Raw genomic sequence first — 16,608 nt, 5'->3', positions numbered from 1 at the left:
TCACCCCTCATCTCCCAGCGCACACGCGAGAAGGACATCGATGACCACCTCCTCCGGCTTCATCCGCCCCCTCGACGGACTCCGCATCGTCGAGGTCTCCAGTTTCGTGGCCTCCCCCCTGTGCGGATTGACCCTGGCGCAGCTCGGCGCCGAGGTGATCCGCGTGGATCCGGTCGGCGGCGCCGCCGATGTGCATCGCTGGCCGCTCACGGACGGCCGGGGCGAGGCGCCCGCCGGGACCTCGATCTACTGGACCGGTCTGAACAAGGGCAAGCGTTCGGTCACCGCCGACCTGCGCAGCGAGGAGGGCCGGCGGCTGGTGCAGCGCCTGGTCGCCGACTCCGGCCCGGGCGGCGGGATTCTGGTCACCAATTCCGGAGGCCGGGACTGGATGAGTCACGCCAGGCTGTCCGCGGACCGATCCGATGTCATCACCCTCGAGCTGGTCGGCTCCTCGGACGGCACGCCCGCCGTCGATTACACGGTCAACGCCGGGCTCGGCTTCCCCGCTCTCACCGGGCCCGACGACCACGCCGGCCCGGTCAATCATGTCCTGCCGGCATGGGATGTGATCTGCGGTGTCTACGCCGCCCTGGCCGTGACGGCCGCGGTGCGCCACCGCGAGCGGACCGGCCAGGGCAGCGCGATCCGGCTTCCGCTGGAGGACTGCGCGCTCTCCGTCGCCTCGACACTCGGCTATCTGACCGAACCGCAGGTCAATGCGAGCAGCAGAACCCGCAGCGGGAACGACGTCTACGGCACCTACGGCACCGACTTCACCACCGCCGACGGCGCCCGTTTCATGATCGTGGCCCTGACCACACGCCACTTCCGCGACCTGGTCGACCTCACCGGGACCGGCGACGCCGTCTCCGCGCTCGAGACCGCGCTGGCGGCGGACTTCACCGCAGAATCCGACCGCTACACGCACCGCCGGGTGCTCTCGGCCCTGTTCGCGCGCTGGTTCGAGACCCACACCGCCGAACAGGCCGAGCAGGCCCTCGCCGAATCCTCCGTGCTGGCCCAGCGGTACCGGACATTCGAGGACGTGGTGTCCGCCGGCGTGCTCGAGGCCAATCCGCTGTTCGCCGAGCTCGACCAGCCCGGGATCGGCCGCTTCCTGGCCGCCGCGGCCCCGGCCACCTTCGGCGGCCATTACCTCGCGGTACCGCCCGCTGAGGACCTCGGCGCCTCGACCGGCCGCATCTGACCCGTTACGCACCTCCGCGGACCCACAGCCACCCCCTGCTCCTCGCTCTCCGCCGCACCCACCGATCTCGCGCCGTCGAGGCCGCGAGATCACCGACGAACCCAAGGAACCGTCGAGTCCGCCCCGCACGATGAAGTCGTGGATGGCCGGCGCCATCCTGTTCGCGCCCACCTGCACCGGACCGTCCCACCGGGAGACTCCGCCGGCCGCGCCGCGTTCGAGGCGTGAATCACACTGGCGACACGCACGGCAGCCAGGAATCGACGATGAATTAGAATTTAGGAATGGCATCGCGTAAGAGCCCGTCCACCAAGACTCCCGGAGAAGCAGACACCGTCCTGTCGAAGTCCGGGAAGTCGCGGGCCCGGATTCTGGACGCCGCGGCCAAGGTCCTCAGCGAGAAGGGTTACGCCGGGATGCGGCTGACCGATGTCGCCGAGGTCGCCGAGCTCCAGGCGCCCGCCATCTACTACTACTTCAAGTCGCGCGAAGACCTGATCGAAGAGGTCATGTGGGTCGGCATCGCCGATATGCGCACGAATCTCGAGAACGCCCTCGCGGAGATTCCCGACGGCACCGGCCCGGTCGACCGGATCATGGTCGCCGTCGAGGCGCATCTGCGCCACGAGCTGGAGATCTCCGACTACTCCACGGCGTCGATCCGCAATTCCGGGCAGGTCCCCGAGCATCTGCGGACCCGGCAGAACGCCGAGACCGCCGAGTACGGCAAGATCTGGCGGTCACTGGTCCGCCAAGCCTATGAGGATCAGGCCATCCGCCAGGACCTCGATCTCTACATGCTGCAGATGCTGATCATGGGCTGCATCAACTGGGCCGTCGAATGGTGGACGCCCAGGCGCGGCAGTGTCGACGACGTCGTCCGCAACGCCCAGGCGTTCATCCGGAGTGCGCTGGCCGAGAGCTGATCGGCTCCCGGCCGGCGTCGGATCAGGCCGGCGTTCCAGCACCGACCGGGAACTGTGCGGCGATCTCGCCGGCCACGATCTCCGCGGTCTCGGCGCAGGCCGTCGTGCCGCCGTTGGCGTACTGCTTCACCGCGTCGCCGACATTCCACAGCCCGGTGACCTCGGTGGTGTGGGGCAGATCGAAACCGGCCACGGCGCGCTGCGGCGGCCACCCGTCGCGGGTGATGGTGGTACTGACGATCCGGGCCTTCTGGTCGAAGCCGTCGATGTTCTCCCGCAGGTCCTCGAGCAGCAGCTCGGTCTCGGCCGCCTCGTCGAAATCGCCGATCGCGGGCTCGGGAACCGATGTGCCGACGTACAGGTGCCAGCCCTCCGGCGCCATCTCCGGGCACAGCTGGGTGAAGTTCGCGATGTACGCCAGCCGCTTCGATTTGGCAAAGCTCAGCATCCCCGGCGCCTCGATCAGCGGCTCGCGGCTGGCGAAGTTCACGGCGATCATCGCGCACGGACGGTTGCGCGCGTCGACCAGTTCCACGTACTCGGCGGGGAAGGCCTCCCGGCCGGCGAGATCGACGGTCGCGAACGGGCCGATGTCGCTGACCACCACCGGTGCGGTCACGGTCACGGTCTCGCCGCCACGGGTCAGGGTCACACCGCGCACGGCGCCGTCCGTCACGTCGATACGCTGCACCTCGCTGGAGAGCCACAGCTCGCCGCCCAGATTCTGGTAGGCCGCGGCGACGGCCTTCCACAGTCCGATGGTGCCCTCCGGATGGAAGCCGAATCGTTTGAAGGCGCTCTTGCGGGTGAAGTAGGTCAGGAACACGCGGGCGGGAAGGTCCTCCGAGCTCACGGCGAAGACCGAGGCGCACATGTTCCGGAAGATCCCCTGAACTCCCTCGTTCTTGGAGTACTTGCGGACCCAGTCCGCGGTGGAGAGCTCGTCCTCGGGCAGACCGGAATCGTTGCGCGCGGCACCGAGCCCCTTGACCAGCTTGGCGCCCTGCCGGGTGAGTTTGCTCAGCAGGAAGCCCCAGCCGCCGCCCGTGACGTCGACGTCCTTGCCGGCGATGCGGTAGAGGATCGGCGGCTGCGGCTCGCGGATGTCGAACTCGGCGCCGATCTGCGCGCACAGATTCTCGGTGGTGCCGCCGACCTCGATGACGATGGCTCCGTCGTTGACCTTGAAGCCGTCGATGTCCGTCGTCGACGCCCGGCCGCCGACCTTGTCGAGGCTTTCGACGGTTGCGGCTCGCCGACGAGGACTCGCCGGCCGTCGTAGAGGCCGCCGCGGCCAGAATCGCCCGGCCGAGCAGCAGATCGATCAGCGGCATGAGCCAGCCCGGATCCTCGTCGCCGTCCGGCGTGAGGCCGGAGGCGGTGACCGCTCGGCCTCCCTGCGACAGCAGGCTCACTCCGAACCGCACGTCCGGCGCGCAGGTGGGACCGGCCGGGCCCGATCGGCTCTGCTGTTCCACTGCTGAGTCCTCGCTGTCGACGTTGCACAAAGCATACATGGTGTTCTATTTTGCGCGGCTCATCCGACGCCTTCACCGCCGGCTCCGTCCGGGCCGGGCCGGCGCCCGACACCCGAGTCCGAACAGCATGTATTGGTTGGAATGTACATGCTGTTCGGGTTTCCGGCTGCGCGCGGCCGGTAGAATGCACGAGAGTCGCGCCCGCCGGGCGTATCGGCCACCTGCAGGAAGGACGGATATGAGCACCGCGCGGAAGAACGGCTCCACCAGCCCGGGACGTGTCCGTCAACGCGAGGCGACGATCCGGCGAGCGACCGAATCCGCGGAGGCGCTGCTCACCGAGGGCGCCTCCTTCGCCGATCTGAGTGTCGAGCAGGTGATCTCCCGTGCGGGTATTGCGCGATCGACCTTCTACTCGCATTTCGACGACCTCGGGCATCTGCTGCGCTCGCTGTGCGAGGGCGTGATCACCGAGATGATCACGGCGGCCAGGCTCTGGTTCGAGCACGACGACGGAATCACCCGGGACGAACTGGGTGCGGCGCTGGCCGCGGTGGTGAAGACCTATCGCGGAAGGGAGAAGCTGTTCGCCGCAATGGCCGAGGCCTCGACCACCGACCCGGTCGTCCGCGAGGAGTTCCACCGCATGCTCACCGCCGGACACACCGAGCTCACCCGTCATATCAAGGCCGGCCAGGCGAAGGGTTTCGTGCGCAGCGACGTGGATCCGAATCCCACCGCGGGCTGGCTGACCTGGATGCTCGAGCGCGGCCTCTACCAGCAGGTCCGGCTGGCGAATCCCCGGCAAGTGAATCGGCATACCCGCGCCTTGACCGAGATCGTCTGGCAGACGCTGTACGCCGTCTGACCCGGCTCTCCGTCCAGCCGGACTCAGCCGAGTTCGATCAGCACCACCCCGGCCATGATGACCACGATCCCGGCGATCATCCTCCAGGTCAGCGGGTCACGCCAGAGGGCACGCGCCAGCAGGGCCACCAGCGCGATGCCGATCGCCGTCCACACCCCGTAGGCGACGCCGACGGGCATCCCGGCTCGCAGCGCCAGCGACAGGAAGACGAACGAGGCCAGATAGCCCGCGACGATCGGCACGAGCCACCATCGTTTGCGGTAGCCGTCGGAGGCCCGCACGCACAGCGTGGCGCAGGCTTCCACGACGATCGCCAGGCTCAGCCACAGCCAGCTCATCGGCCCTCCCCCGGGGCCGGCCGGCGCGCCGGACCGGTGTCGAGCGGCACGCCGGTCTCCGCACCCGGTGCGCGTGGGGCGCCGGTCTGCACCAGCACCACGCCGGCGATCACCAGCACGATCCCGGCCCAGGCGGTGGGGCCGAGCTGCTCGTGAAAGAGCAGCACCCCGAAGGCCGCGGTCAGCGCGACCCCGGCCGCACCCCAGATCCCGTAGGCGACGGCCACCGGTATCCCCGCCCGCAGGGTGTAGCCGAGCAGCACGAAGCTGCCGAGGTATCCGGCCACGACCAGCGCGATCCAGGCGGGAGTGTCGACGGCGGCGCGCAGTGACAGGGTGGCGGTGACCTCGCTGACGACGGCGGCGGCGAGCCACAGCCATCTGCTCATGCTTCGCCTCCCGATCCCGGCCGTCCGACGGGCCCCCGACTCCCCGCCAGGGTATCGGTCCCCCGCGGCGGCATCGGATCCACCGGCGCACAGGCAGGTCCGCCGCCGCCCGGCGGATCCGCTACGTTCATCGGGTGGATGCGTCCAACAGCACTCTGCTGCTCGTACCGTTGCTGATTCTCGCCGCGCCGATCCTGGCCCGGCTGATCGGCCGCTGGGTGCGGATTCCGGTGATGGTCTTCGAACTGCTGCTGGGCATCGTGTTCGGGCCCGCCGTTCTGGGCCTGGTGCACGATTCGGCGTTCCTGGAGACGATGGCCGATCTGGGTGTGGCCCTGCTGTTCTTCATGGCGGGCAGCGAGATCCAGCTCTCCTCACTGCAGGGTCGCACCGGCCGCCGCGCCTGGGGCGGCTGGCTGCTGAGTCTGGCGCTCGGCCTGGCGGTGGGCCTGATCGTGGCGCCGGGACTGGACACGGTGATCATCGGTATCGCGTTGTGTTCGACGGCGCTGGGCACACTGCTTCCGGTGCTCCGGGACGCCGGTGTCCTGGACCGGCCGTTCGGGCACTCGGTGAGCGCCGTGGGCGCGGTCGGCGAGTTCGGGCCCATCGTGGCGATTTCACTCGTGCTCAGCGGACGGTCACCGGGTGCGGCGCTGGTCGTGCTGCTGGTCTTCTTCGTCATCGCGGCCCTGCTGATCTGGCGCTCGAACCTGCTGCCGCACGGCCGGCTGCACCGCTTCGTGGAGTCGACCCTGCACACCAGCGGCCAGTTCGCGGTGCGACTGGTCATGGCGATCATGTTCGCTCTGATCGTGCTCAGCCTGGAACTGGGCATCGACATGCTGCTCGGCGCCTTCGCCGCCGGGGTGCTCTGGCAGGCGCTGATCCGCGATGCGGCTCCGCCGACCCGGCACGCGGTGGAGAGCAAACTCGAGGGCCTCGCCTTCGGCTTCCTGGTTCCGGTGTTCTTCGTCTCCACCGGTGTGCAGTTCGACCTGCGGGCGCTGCTCGACGCACCCTTGACCCTGCTGCTGGTACCGGTGGTGACGCTGACCCTGCTCGTCGTGCGCGGTCTGCCCTCGATGCTGGCGGCCCCGGCCGGCGCCTCACGGTCCGAGCGGGCCGCGGTCGGGCTGCTCGGCGCCACCGGGCTGCCGATCATCGTCGTCGTCACCACCGCCGGGGTGCAGCAGGAGCTGATCTCCAGTACGGCCGCAGCCGTGCTGGTCGGCGGCGGCATGCTCTCGGTGCTGCTCTTCCCGCTGATCGGCATGGCGCTGGTGGGACGCTCGACCGACGACGAGGTGCCGGCGGGCGTCGGGGCGTAGAACGGAGGCAGCACTCCACCGCAGCCGACCGAAGGGAGCACCGTGTCCACGGGAGCCGACTCGACCGCCGTCCGGACCGCACTGTGGCGGGCGCTGCACACGATCGTCGACGACGAGCCGCTGATCCTCGACGATCCGCTGGGGCTGCAGATCGCCGGCGTCGGCGACGACTGGCGGTCGCGGCCCGACATGGATCCGGACCGGACCATGCCGAACCGGGCCTCGATCGTCACCCGCTCCCGAGCCGTCGAGGACGAGCTGGCGAGGTCCGGACTGAGGCAGTACGTGCTGCTCGGCGCGGGACTGGACACCTTCGCCCAGCGCCACTCCGGGACGGTGCGCGTCTTCGAGATCGACCAACCCGCCACCCAGGCATGGAAGCGAGAACGCCAGGAGACGCTGGACCTGCCGCTGCCGGCGCTGGTCCCCGTCGACTTCGAGGCCGGCGACTCCTGGCGCGACCGCGTCGTCGCCGCCGGTCTGGACCTCGGCGCTCCGGCCTTCGTCTCCATGCTCGGCGTCGCCATGTACCTCTCGCCCGACGCGCTGCACGACACCCTGTCCCAGGCCGCCTCACTCGCCTCCGGCTCGGTCATGGCGTTCACCACCTCGCGGCCGATCGAGACGGCGCCGCCCGCGATCCGGCCGATCCTCGCCGAGGCGAGCGCCGGGGCCGCGGCGTCCGGACATCCGTGGCTGAGTCTGCTCGGTCCCGACGATGCCGCCGCCCTGGCCCGCGGGGCCGGCTTCTCCTCGGTGCAGGTGCTGACCTCGCAGGATCTGCACGACCGCTATTTCGCCGACCGCCGCGACGGCCTCAGCCCGGTCGGCGGCGAAGACCTGGTCATCGCGACCGTCTGACCCCGGATACGGCTGCAGCCCGGTCTTCGGCTCCACCGAAGTCCGGGCTGCTGCCGTGCGGGATCTCTAGTCGACGCCGGAATCGATGGCGGCGCGGTCGAGCACCACCTCGGCGGCATCCTCGGGCTGGCTGCCGGCGATGGCCTGCGCGCCGCCCTCGGACAGCTCGCCCACCAGGTCGGCGGTGGCGCCGCCGACGATGCCCAGCGCTGCGTACTGCTCGAGGCGGGCCCGCGAATCGGCGATGTCGAGGTTGCGCATGGTCAGCTGGCCGATGCGGTCGGCGGGACCGAAGGCGGCGTCGCCGACGCGCTCCATCGACAGCTTGTCCGGATGGTACGAGAGCGCCGGACCGGTGGTGTTGAGGAAGTGGTAGTCGTCGCCGCGACGCAGCCGGACGGTCACCTCGCCGGTGATGGCCGAGGCCACCCAGCGCACCAGCGCCTCGCGCAGCATGAGCGCCTGCGAGTCCATCCACCGGCCCTCGTACATGAGCCGGCCGAGACGGCGGCCCTCGTTGTGGTAGTTGGCGACGGTGTCCTCGTTGTGGATCGCGTTGACCAGCCGCTCGTAGCCGATGTGCAGCAGCGCCATGCCCGGCGCCTCGTAGATGCCGCGCGACTTGGCCTCGATGATCCGGTTCTCGATCTGGTCGGAGACGCCCAGCCCGTGCCGCCCGCCGATCTCGTTGGCCTTGAGGACCAGATCCACGGGCGAGTCGAAGGTCTCACCGTTGATCGCGACCGGCCGGCCCTGGTCGAAGCGCAGGGTGACGTCCTCGGTGACCACGTCGACGTCCTCGCGCCAGGCGGCCACACCCATGATCGGCTCGACCACGTCCAGGCCGTGGTCGAGGTGCTCGAGGGTCTTGGCCTCGTGGGTGGCGCCCCAGATGTTGGCGTCGGTGGAGTAGGCCTTCTCCTGCGAGTCGCGGTACGGCAGCTCGCGTTCGGTGAGCCACTGACTCATCTCGTGCCGGCCGCCGAGCTCCTCGACGAAGTCCGTGTCGAGCCACGGCTTGTAGATGCGCAGGTTGGGGTTGGCCATCAGGCCGTACCGGTAGAAGCGCTCGATGTCGTTGCCCTTGTAGGTGGAGCCGTCGCCCCAGATGTCGACGCCGTCCTCCTTCATCGCCCGTACCAGCAGCATGCCGGTCACCACCCGGCCGAGCGGGGTGGTGTTGAAGTAGGCCTTGCCGGCGGTGCGGATGTGGAAGGCGCCGCACTGCAGGGCGGCGATGCCCTCCTCGACGAGGGCCTCACGGCAGTCGACGAGGCGGGAGATCTCCGCGCCGTACTGGCCGGCGCGGCCGGGCACCGAATCGATGTCCGGCTCGTCGTACTGGCCGAGGTTGGCGGTGTAGGTGCACGGGATCGCCCCCTTCTCCCGCATCCAGGCGACGGCGACGGAGGTGTCCAGGCCGCCGGAGAAGGCGATACCGACACGCTCGCCCTTGGGCAACGAGCTGAGCACTTTCGACATGCAACCAGGATAAATGTCGCCCGCACAGCGAAGCCACCCGGCCCGAGAACCGCAGCCCCGCCCGCGCGTCCCGAACTGTCCCAATGCGGCATCGCGGCCCCGAACCGCAGCGAGCCGTGACCCCGTCCGGTGTGGACGGTGTCACGGCTCGGTGGTCGGCGGGTAGGCGGGAGGCCGGCGGCCGCCCGTCTCATGGGCCGGTCAGGCCTGCACTTCGGAGCGGTCCTCGCTCCAGAGCGTGTGGAACGAGCCCGGCTTGTCCACGCGCAGGTAGGTGTGGGCGCCGAAGAAGTCCCGCAGACCCTGGGTGAGCGCCGCCGGCAGCCGCTCGGCGCGGATGCCGTCGTAGTACGAGAGGGACGACGCGAACGCCGGCACCGGCACGCCCATGGCGGTGGCAGTGACGATCACCCGGCGCCAGGCCTCGACCGACTCCTCGACGGCCGACCGGAAGTACGGGTCGAGCAGCAGGGCCGGCAGCTCCGGGTTGTCGGCGTAGGCGTCCCGGATGCGGTTGAGGAACTTGGCCCGGATGATGCAGCCGCCGCGCCAGATGGTGGCCAGCTTGCCGCGGTCGACGTCCCAGCCGTACTCGGCCGAGCCGGCCGCGATCTGATCGAAACCCTGCGAGTAGGCGACCACCTTGGAGGCGTACAGCGCCCGTCGGATGTCCTCGACGAAGGCGGCCTTGTCGGCCGGTGCCTGCGCACCCTCGGTACCGGCCTTGAGGCCCTGCGCGCTCGCGCGCTGGTCGGCGGCGCTCGAGAGCGCGCGGGCGAAGACGGCCTCGGCGATGCCGGTGGTGGGGATGCCCAGGTCCAGGGCCGACTTGACCGTCCAGCGGCCGGTGCCCTTCTGGCCGGCCTGGTCGACGATGACGTCGACCAGCGGCTTGCCGGTCTCGGCGTCGACCTGGGAGAGCACCTCGGCGGTGATCTCGACGAGGTAGCTGTCGAGATCGCCGGTGTTCCACTCGCGGAAGACGTCGGCGATCTCGCCCACGTCCATGCCCAGCACCCGGCGCATCAGGTCGTAGGCCTCGCCGATGAGCTGCATGTCGGCGTACTCGATGCCGTTGTGCACCATCTTGACGAAGTGGCCGGAGCCGTCCGGGCCGATATGCGTACAGCACGGGACGCCGTCGACGTGTGCCGAGATCGATTCGAGCAGCGGTCCGAGCGACTCGTACGATTCGGCCGGTCCGCCGGGCATGATCGACGGCCCGTTGAGCGCCCCCTCCTCGCCGCCCGAGATGCCGGCGCCGACGAAGTTGAGATTGCGGGCGGCCATGGCGGCCTCACGCCGGATGGTGTCGGTGTACAGCGAGTTTCCGCCGTCGATGATGATGTCGCCCGGCTCCATCAGGGAGGCGAGCTCCTCGATCACCGCGTCGGTGGCGTCGCCGGCCTTGACCATGATCAGTACCCGGCGCGGCCGTTCGAGGGCGGCGACGAACTCGGCCATCGTCTCGGTGCGGATGAAGTCGCCCTCGTCGCCGTGCGCCTCGAGCAGCGCATCGGTCTTGGCGATGCTGCGATTGTGCAGCGCGACGGTGTGCCCGTGGCGGGCGAAGTTCCGTGCGATGTTCGAGCCCATCACCGCCAGGCCGGTGACCCCGATCTGCGCCAGACGCTGTCCTGATTCAGCCATGAATACCTACTCCGTCTCGTCTCCGGCCGCACGTCGCGGCGACCCGCTGCTACTCGGTTTCCAGTAGTACTGCCCCTGATTCTCCCCCATCAGCGGAATGCGTGACTATCCGGATGCGAGGTGGATCACCCTGGCCGCCCGGCGGGCCGGGGAGGAGTCGTCCTCCCGGCCCGCCGGGGGCGATGGCGTGACCGGCGGCCGGCGGCCGGTCAGAACTTCCCGTCGAGGAACTCCGCGTAGGCCGGCAGATCCAGCTGGCCGTGCCCGGACAGCCCGATCACCACGACCTCCTCCTTGTCGCTGCCGGCCACATGCGCGGCGCAGGCGGCGATCGCGTGCGTCGACTCCGGGGCCGGGACGATGCCCTGCGTGCGGGCGAACTGCACCCCGGCACTGAACGCCGCGTGCTGGTCGATCGCGGTGCCCTGCACCAGCCCGAGTTCGACGGTGTGGCTCAGCGCCGGCGCCATCCCGTGGTAGCGCAGTCCGCCGGCGTGGATCGGGTCCGGCACGAAGTCCATGCCCAGGGTGTGCATCTTCAGCAGCGGGGTCAGGCCGGCCACGTCGCCGTGGTCGTAGCGGTACTCGCCCCGGGTGATCGACGGGCAGGCGGCCGGCTCGGCGGCGACGATCCGCGGATCGCTGCGGCCGGCGAGCTTCTCCCGCAGGAACGGGAAGGACAGTCCGGCCAGGTTGGAACCGCCGCCGGCGCAGCCGAAGACCACGTCGGCTCCGCCCGGCTCCACCGCGTACAGCTGGTCCACGGCCTCCAGGCCGATCACGCTCTGGTGCAGCACCACGTGGTTGAGGACGCTGCCCAGCGCGTAGCGGGTGTCGTCGTTCTGGGCGGCCACCTCTACGGCCTCGCTGACGGCCATACCCAGACTGCCGGTGGTGTCCGGGTCCTTGGCGAGCATCGCGCGACCGGCCTCGGTGAGGTCCGACGGGCTCGGGTGCAGGGTGCCGCCGTAGGTGCGGATCAGAAAGCCCCGGTACGGCTTCGAATCGTAGGAGGCGCGTACCTGCCACACCTCGACGTCGAGCCCGAACTGCGCACCGGCGAAGGCGAGGGCACTGCCCCACTGTCCGGCGCCGGTCTCCGTGGTGAGCTTCTTGACGCCGTCGATGCTGTTGTAATATGCCTGCGCCACAGCGGAATTGGTCTTGTGGCTGCCGACGGGACTGACCCCCTCGTACTTGACGTAGATGCGGGCCTTGGTGTTGAGCGCCTCCTCGAAGCGGCGGGCGCGGATGAGCGGCGACGGCCGCCACATCTGGTAGATCTCGCGCACCGGCTCCGGGATCTCGATGTACGGCTCGGCGGACACCTCCTGGGCGATCAGCCCGGACGGGAACAGGGCCGCCAGATCGTCGGGACCGACCGGTTCCTTGGTACCCGGGTGCAGGTGCGGCGGGATCGGCTCGTCGAGTTCGGCGGCCAGGTTGTACCAGTGCGTCGGAACGTCGACGGACACCAGATCGGGGTTGGAGGCATCCACATTGCTCGTCATAAACGGCCACTGTATCCCCGGTCCGATCGAGGCAGAACGGTAACCGCCCTGCTCCTGCTCGGCACCGGTCCGACGGCTGCGGCGGAGGACCGCGGAGGACGCTTATTGCGGCACGGTGAAGGCGCGGCGGGCCTGCTCGGCGAGCGGGCGGGTGACGCAGCCGGGAGCATGATCGTTGACCAGGCCCATGGACTGCATGTGGGCGTACACGGTGGTCGGGCCGACGAACTTCCAGCCGCGCCGCTTGAGCTCTTTCGACAGCGCCGTCGACTCGGGGGTGAGCGCGGGAACGTCCTCGCCGGTGGACGCGACGTCCGGGGCGTAGCGCCAGAAGAAGGCGCCGAGCGAGCCCTCCCGTTCCCGCATCTCCCGGGCCCGGCGGGCGTTGTTGATCGCGGCCTCGATCTTGCCGCGGTGCCGGATGATGCCGGCATCGCCGAGCAGCCGCTGGACGTCGTCGTCGGTGAAGGCGGCGACGACGTCCATGTCGAAGCCGGCGAACGCGGCCCGGAAGTTCTCGCGCTTGTTGAGAATGGTCAGCCAGCTCAGTCCGGCCTGGAAACCCTCCAGGCAGAGCTTCTCGTAGAGCCGGGTGTCGTCGTCGACCGGGAAGCCCCACTCGGTGTCGTGATAGTGCGTGTACAGCGGGCTGGCCAGGCACCACGTGCAGCGCGTGATGCCGTCGTCGCCCGTGGTCCCGGTGAACTCCGCCATGCCCTGCACTCTAGGCCCGGCGCAGCCCGCGCCCTCCACCCCACCGAATCGGGTCCACCCCGCCGACTAGTTGGCCGGGTGGACCCGATTCGGTGGGACTGACGTCTGCCGGCCACCGGATTTGTCTCCCGGGTACAAAGTCCCGGGCGAAGTTCGGCCTTTGCGGCCGTTCCCTTGTCTCAGCCGCGTTCTTAGTGTCATGAGTCACAACTACTCACGGAAGGTGGCCTCAATGACATCCGGGACCTATTTCGCCTGGGAACTCACCGATCGGGGCGACGCGCCCTGCGTCCGCGACGACCGGGTCGAACTCAGCTACAGCCAGTTCGCCGCACGCGTCGACGCGCTGGCCGAGCAGCTGCAGAGCCTCGGCGTGGGACCCGGCGACGTCGTGGCGACCTTCCTGCCGAATCGCGTCGAGCTGCTGCTCACCCTGATGGCCGCCTGGCGCCTGCGGGCCGTCGCCACCCCGGTGAACCCGGGCTTCACCGACACCGAGGCCGAGTATCAGCTGGCCGATTCGGGCGCGAGCGTCGTGGTGGCGCAGGCGCCCGTCGGCGACGCCGAAGCCCGCACCTGGCTGGACGTCGACGCCATCGCCACCGCCGCCTCCCCCGGCTGGAACCCGCCGGCCCCGGCCACCGCCTCCGACGACGCCCTGCTGATCTACACCTCGGGCTCCACCGGACGGCCCAAAGGCGTCCGGCTCGGGCACGACAATCTGCGGTTCCTGGCCGAGAGCAGCCGTGACTTCTTCGGCCACGACGCCTCCACCCACGCACTGCTGATCCTGCCGCTGTTCCACGTGAACGCCATCTGCGTCAGCTTCCTGTCACCGATCGCCGCCGGCGGGCAGCTGAGCGTCACCGGCCACTTCTCCATCCAACGGTTCTTCGACGACGCCGCCCGGCTGCAGCCGACCTTCTTCTCCGCGGTGCCGACGATCTACGCCATGCTGGTCGCCACGGTCGAACGCGAGCCCGCTCTCGCCTCGTCGCTGACCTCGCTGCGCTTCGCGATCTGCGGTGCGGCGCCGATCTCACTCGAACTGCTGAAGAAGGCCGAAGCCGTACTGGGCCTGACCATCGTCGAGGGCTACGGCCTGACCGAGGCCACCTGCGCGTCGACCTGCAATCCGGTCGACGGCCTCCGCAAGCCCGGCACCGTCGGGCCGGCACTGCCGGGGCAGACGGTCCGGATCGTCGACGCCGCCGGCCAGGACGTGCCCACGGGCGAGCGCGGTGAGATCGTGATCACCGGACCGGCGGTGATGCGCGGCTACCTGAATCGCCCCGAGGCCACCGCGCAGACCCTGGTCGACGGCCGGCTGCACACCGGCGACGTCGGCGTGCTCGACGAGGACGGCTACCTCCAGGTGGTCGACCGCATCAAGGACATGATCATCCGCGGCGGCGAGAACATCTATCCCAAGGAGATCGAGTCGGCACTGGCAGCCAATCCGGCGGTTCTCGAATGCGCCGTGGTGGGCGCACCGGACCCGCTCTACGGCGAGATCCCGATCGCCTTCGTCGTGCTCTATCCGGACGCGCAGACCTCCGCCGAGGAACTCGCCGCATTCGTCGAGCCCTCCTTGGCGAAGATCAAGCGCCCCAAAGACATTCACATCATCGAGACTCTGCCCCGCAACCCGGTGGGCAAGATCGACAAACCCGGCCTCCGGCACACCCTCGCCGGCTGAGGTCTGCGCGCCTACACGCGACGACGAACCACTACCCCGCACGATCTGACGAAACAGGAGTTCCCGCAATGGGATTCACAGAAGGAAACCTTCCGGAGGTCGACCCGGCGACGTTCTCCGAGCGGCCGCTGCGCGACCGTATCCGCATCCTCACCACACATTGGGCCGAGTACGGCTTCGGCAGCCCCACGATGATCCACGCCATCTACCTGGTGAAGGTGGCGCTGCTGTACATCGTGCTCGGTGTCTGCTTGGCCACCCTCACCTCCGGGATGAACCCGCTGGAGGTGAGCCACTGGTGGACCCAGCCGATCGTGTACCAGAAGCTGGTGCTGTGGACGGTGCTGCTGGAGGCGATGAACCTGGCCGGCGCCTGGGGCCCGCTGTGCGGCAAGTTCGCGCCGATGACCGGCGGCATCCGTTTCTGGCTGCGACCGGACACCATCCGCCTGCCACCGTGGCCGGAGACCGTCCCGGGCACGCGCGGCGATCGCCGGACCGTTCTCGACGTGGTGCTCTACGCGGCGCTGCTGGTGAACCTCGCCGTGGCGATCGCGCTGCCGGGGACGACGTCGTCGTCGTTCACCGACGCGATCGCCGAGAGCCGGCTCCCGGTGGACGCCTCGCAGGGACTGGTGGATCCGGCCGTTCTCTACTCGGTGATCGCGCTGCTGATCGTGATCGGTCTGCGGGACAAGATCATCTTCATCGCGGCCCGTTCCGAGCAGTACCTGCCGGCGATCGTGTTCTTCGCCTTCCTGCCCTTCGTCGACATGATCGTGGCCCTGAAGCTGCTCATCGTGATCGTCTGGATCGGCGCCGGCGTCTCCAAGATCGGCCTGCACTTCACCAACGTGATCCCACCGATGGTGTCGAACACGCCGTGGATCCCCTCCAAGGCGCTCAAGCGCGCCCACTACCGTGACTTCCCCACCGACCTGCGGCCGTCGCATCTGTCGACGTTCATGGCGCACGTGCTGGGCACCGTGGTGGAGATCGGAGCCCCCCTGGTGCTGCTGTTCTCCACCCACAAGTGGCTCACCGTGGCCGCGGTGGTGCTGATGATCTGCTTCCACGCCTTCATCTTCTCCACCTTCCCGCTCGCGGTGCCACTGGAGTGGAACGTGCTGTTCGCCTTCACCTCGGCCTTCCTGTTCCTCGGCTTCCCGGCCTGGGAGGGCTACTCCGTCGGCGACATGAGCTCGGCGTGGCTGACGGCGGTGATCGTGGTGGCGCTGATCGCCCTGCCGGTGCTCGGCAACCTCCGTCCGGACCTGGTGTCCTTCCTCCCGTCCATGCGTCAGTACGCCGGCAACTGGGCTTCGGCGATCTGGGCCTTCGCCCCCGGCGCCGAGGAGAAGCTGAACGCGGTGGTGCGGCCGACCGAGAACACCGTCGATCAGCTCAAGCACACCTATCCCGACGATGTCGCCGACGTGCTCATGATGCAGATCGCCTGCTGGCGGTCCATGCACAGCCAGGGCCGCGGCCTGTACTCGCTGCTCCACCGCGAGCTCGGCGAGGAGGTGAACAGCTACACGATCCGCGAGGCGGAGTACGCCTGCAACACCCTGATCGGATTCAACTTCGGCGACGGGCACCTGCACAACGCCGTCCCGCTAGTCGCGGTGGTGCTAGTGGCGGCAGTCGGTGCGGCTCGAGTACAGCGGCTGCCTCATCGGGAGGGTCCGGCCCTTCGGCTCCTTGTCCTTCCGGCTCCACTTCCGCTTGTCGTGCAAGGTGAGGTCACCGTGGCGCTCGCCCTTCCACCTCTTCTACTTCCGCACCTTCGTCTAGTAGTCGTGGTGGCGCCGGTGCCACTCGGTGAACACCCACCTCTTGTCGTCGTGGTCCCCCCGAGGCTAGAGGTGGTGCCACGGGTCGTGCACGCGGTACTTGCAGCTGTCTACGCTGCCGGCGTCCAGCCACCCCTTCAGTGCCATCACCCGCGCGAACTCGCGGAACCTCCCCTAGGTGCCGCACAAGCTGTGGTAGCCACCCTAGTGCAACCACTTCACGTCCGGCTAGAACCTCTGCGGCCGCGGCTAGGTCTGCTAGTGCTACTCGTCGAAGTCCCGGTGCTAGTACAGCTGCTTCCCGTCCTTCCGCTTCTTGTGCTAGCGGCCGTCCATGACGAGCCTTGCCCGGCGC

General features: G+C 69.2%; 13 protein-coding genes and 1 pseudogene. 7 read left to right on the top strand and 7 right to left on the bottom strand.

Annotation, left to right across the window (positions count from 1 at the left end):
• Positions 1-40: 40 nt before the first annotated feature.
• Together ACJMNC_RS14870 and ACJMNC_RS14865 are read left to right on the top strand one after the other, a co-directional pair.
• Positions 41-1,210 carry a CoA transferase gene (locus tag ACJMNC_RS14870; RefSeq protein WP_408948744.1) on the top strand — a complete coding sequence of 390 codons (1,170 nt, stop codon included), beginning with the start codon at positions 41-43 and terminating at the stop codon, positions 1,208-1,210.
• Positions 1,211-1,494: 284 nt separating this feature from the next.
• Complete coding sequence (locus ACJMNC_RS14865) at positions 1,495-2,136, top strand: TetR/AcrR family transcriptional regulator (protein WP_408948743.1); 642 nt, start codon at positions 1,495-1,497, stop codon at positions 2,134-2,136.
• Positions 2,137-2,158: 22 nt separating this feature from the next.
• Here ACJMNC_RS14865 and ACJMNC_RS14860 read toward each other — a convergent pair.
• Positions 2,159-3,391: pseudogene (locus ACJMNC_RS14860) on the bottom strand (FAD-dependent oxidoreductase); the annotation flags it as partial.
• 461 nt (positions 3,392-3,852) lie between these two features.
• Between ACJMNC_RS14860 and ACJMNC_RS14855 the strand changes: the two are divergent.
• Positions 3,853-4,482 (top strand): TetR/AcrR family transcriptional regulator, encoded by a 630-nt coding sequence (locus ACJMNC_RS14855; protein ID WP_408948742.1) that lies wholly within the window; start codon positions 3,853-3,855, stop codon positions 4,480-4,482.
• 23 nt (positions 4,483-4,505) lie between these two features.
• Here ACJMNC_RS14855 and ACJMNC_RS14850 read toward each other — a convergent pair whose 3' ends face one another.
• Positions 4,506-4,820 carry a DMT family transporter gene (locus ACJMNC_RS14850; protein WP_408948741.1) on the bottom strand — a complete coding sequence of 105 codons (315 nt, stop codon included), beginning with the start codon at positions 4,818-4,820 and terminating at the stop codon, positions 4,506-4,508.
• Positions 4,817-5,209, bottom strand: a complete 393-nt coding sequence (locus ACJMNC_RS14845) for a DMT family transporter (RefSeq protein WP_408948740.1) — start codon at positions 5,207-5,209, stop codon at positions 4,817-4,819. Before ACJMNC_RS14845 ends, ACJMNC_RS14850 begins: the two co-directional genes overlap by 4 nt.
• Positions 5,210-5,343: 134 nt before the next feature.
• Here ACJMNC_RS14845 and ACJMNC_RS14840 point away from each other — a divergent pair, with 134 nt between their 5' ends.
• Positions 5,344-6,540 carry a cation:proton antiporter gene (locus ACJMNC_RS14840; protein ID WP_408948739.1) on the top strand — a complete coding sequence of 399 codons (1,197 nt, stop codon included), beginning with the start codon at positions 5,344-5,346 and terminating at the stop codon, positions 6,538-6,540.
• Positions 6,541-6,582: 42 nt separating this feature from the next.
• Positions 6,583-7,401 carry a class I SAM-dependent methyltransferase gene (locus tag ACJMNC_RS14835; RefSeq protein WP_408948738.1) on the top strand — a complete coding sequence of 273 codons (819 nt, stop codon included), beginning with the start codon at positions 6,583-6,585 and terminating at the stop codon, positions 7,399-7,401.
• A 66-nt stretch (positions 7,402-7,467) separates the two neighbouring features.
• Here ACJMNC_RS14835 and argG read toward each other — a convergent pair whose 3' ends face one another.
• The 4 genes from argG to ACJMNC_RS14815 form a co-directional block, all read right to left on the bottom strand.
• On the bottom strand, positions 7,468-8,883 hold the full coding sequence (gene argG, locus ACJMNC_RS14830) for an argininosuccinate synthase (protein WP_408948737.1): 1,416 nt from the start codon (positions 8,881-8,883) through the stop codon (positions 7,468-7,470).
• Positions 8,884-9,084: 201 nt separating this feature from the next.
• Complete coding sequence (gndA, locus tag ACJMNC_RS14825; RefSeq protein ID WP_408948736.1) at positions 9,085-10,533, bottom strand: NADP-dependent phosphogluconate dehydrogenase; 1,449 nt, start codon at positions 10,531-10,533, stop codon at positions 9,085-9,087.
• Between the two features lie 209 nt (positions 10,534-10,742).
• The gene (locus ACJMNC_RS14820) at positions 10,743-12,044 is read right to left on the bottom strand and encodes a TrpB-like pyridoxal phosphate-dependent enzyme (RefSeq protein WP_408948735.1); all 1,302 of its coding nucleotides are present in this window, start codon (positions 12,042-12,044) and stop codon (positions 10,743-10,745) included.
• Between the two features lie 102 nt (positions 12,045-12,146).
• On the bottom strand, positions 12,147-12,758 hold the full coding sequence (locus ACJMNC_RS14815; RefSeq protein ID WP_408948734.1) for a DNA-3-methyladenine glycosylase I: 612 nt from the start codon (positions 12,756-12,758) through the stop codon (positions 12,147-12,149).
• A 232-nt stretch (positions 12,759-12,990) separates the two neighbouring features.
• Between ACJMNC_RS14815 and ACJMNC_RS14810 the strand changes: the two genes are divergently transcribed.
• Both ACJMNC_RS14810 and ACJMNC_RS14805 read left to right on the top strand, forming a co-directional pair.
• Entirely contained in the window at positions 12,991-14,457 is a 1,467-nt protein-coding gene (locus ACJMNC_RS14810) for a class I adenylate-forming enzyme family protein (protein ID WP_408948733.1), read from the top strand.
• Positions 14,458-14,525: 68 nt separating this feature from the next.
• On the top strand, positions 14,526-16,608 hold a 2,083-nt coding region (locus ACJMNC_RS14805), incomplete at its 3' end, for a DUF3556 domain-containing protein (protein WP_408948732.1).

It is taken from the genome of Gordonia sp. VNK21 (assembly GCF_046098115.1).
Lineage (GTDB): Bacteria > Actinomycetota > Actinomycetes > Mycobacteriales > Mycobacteriaceae > Gordonia.
The sequence above is the reverse complement of the archived record's forward strand: the minus strand, read 5'-3'. Positions and strand labels throughout refer to the sequence as shown.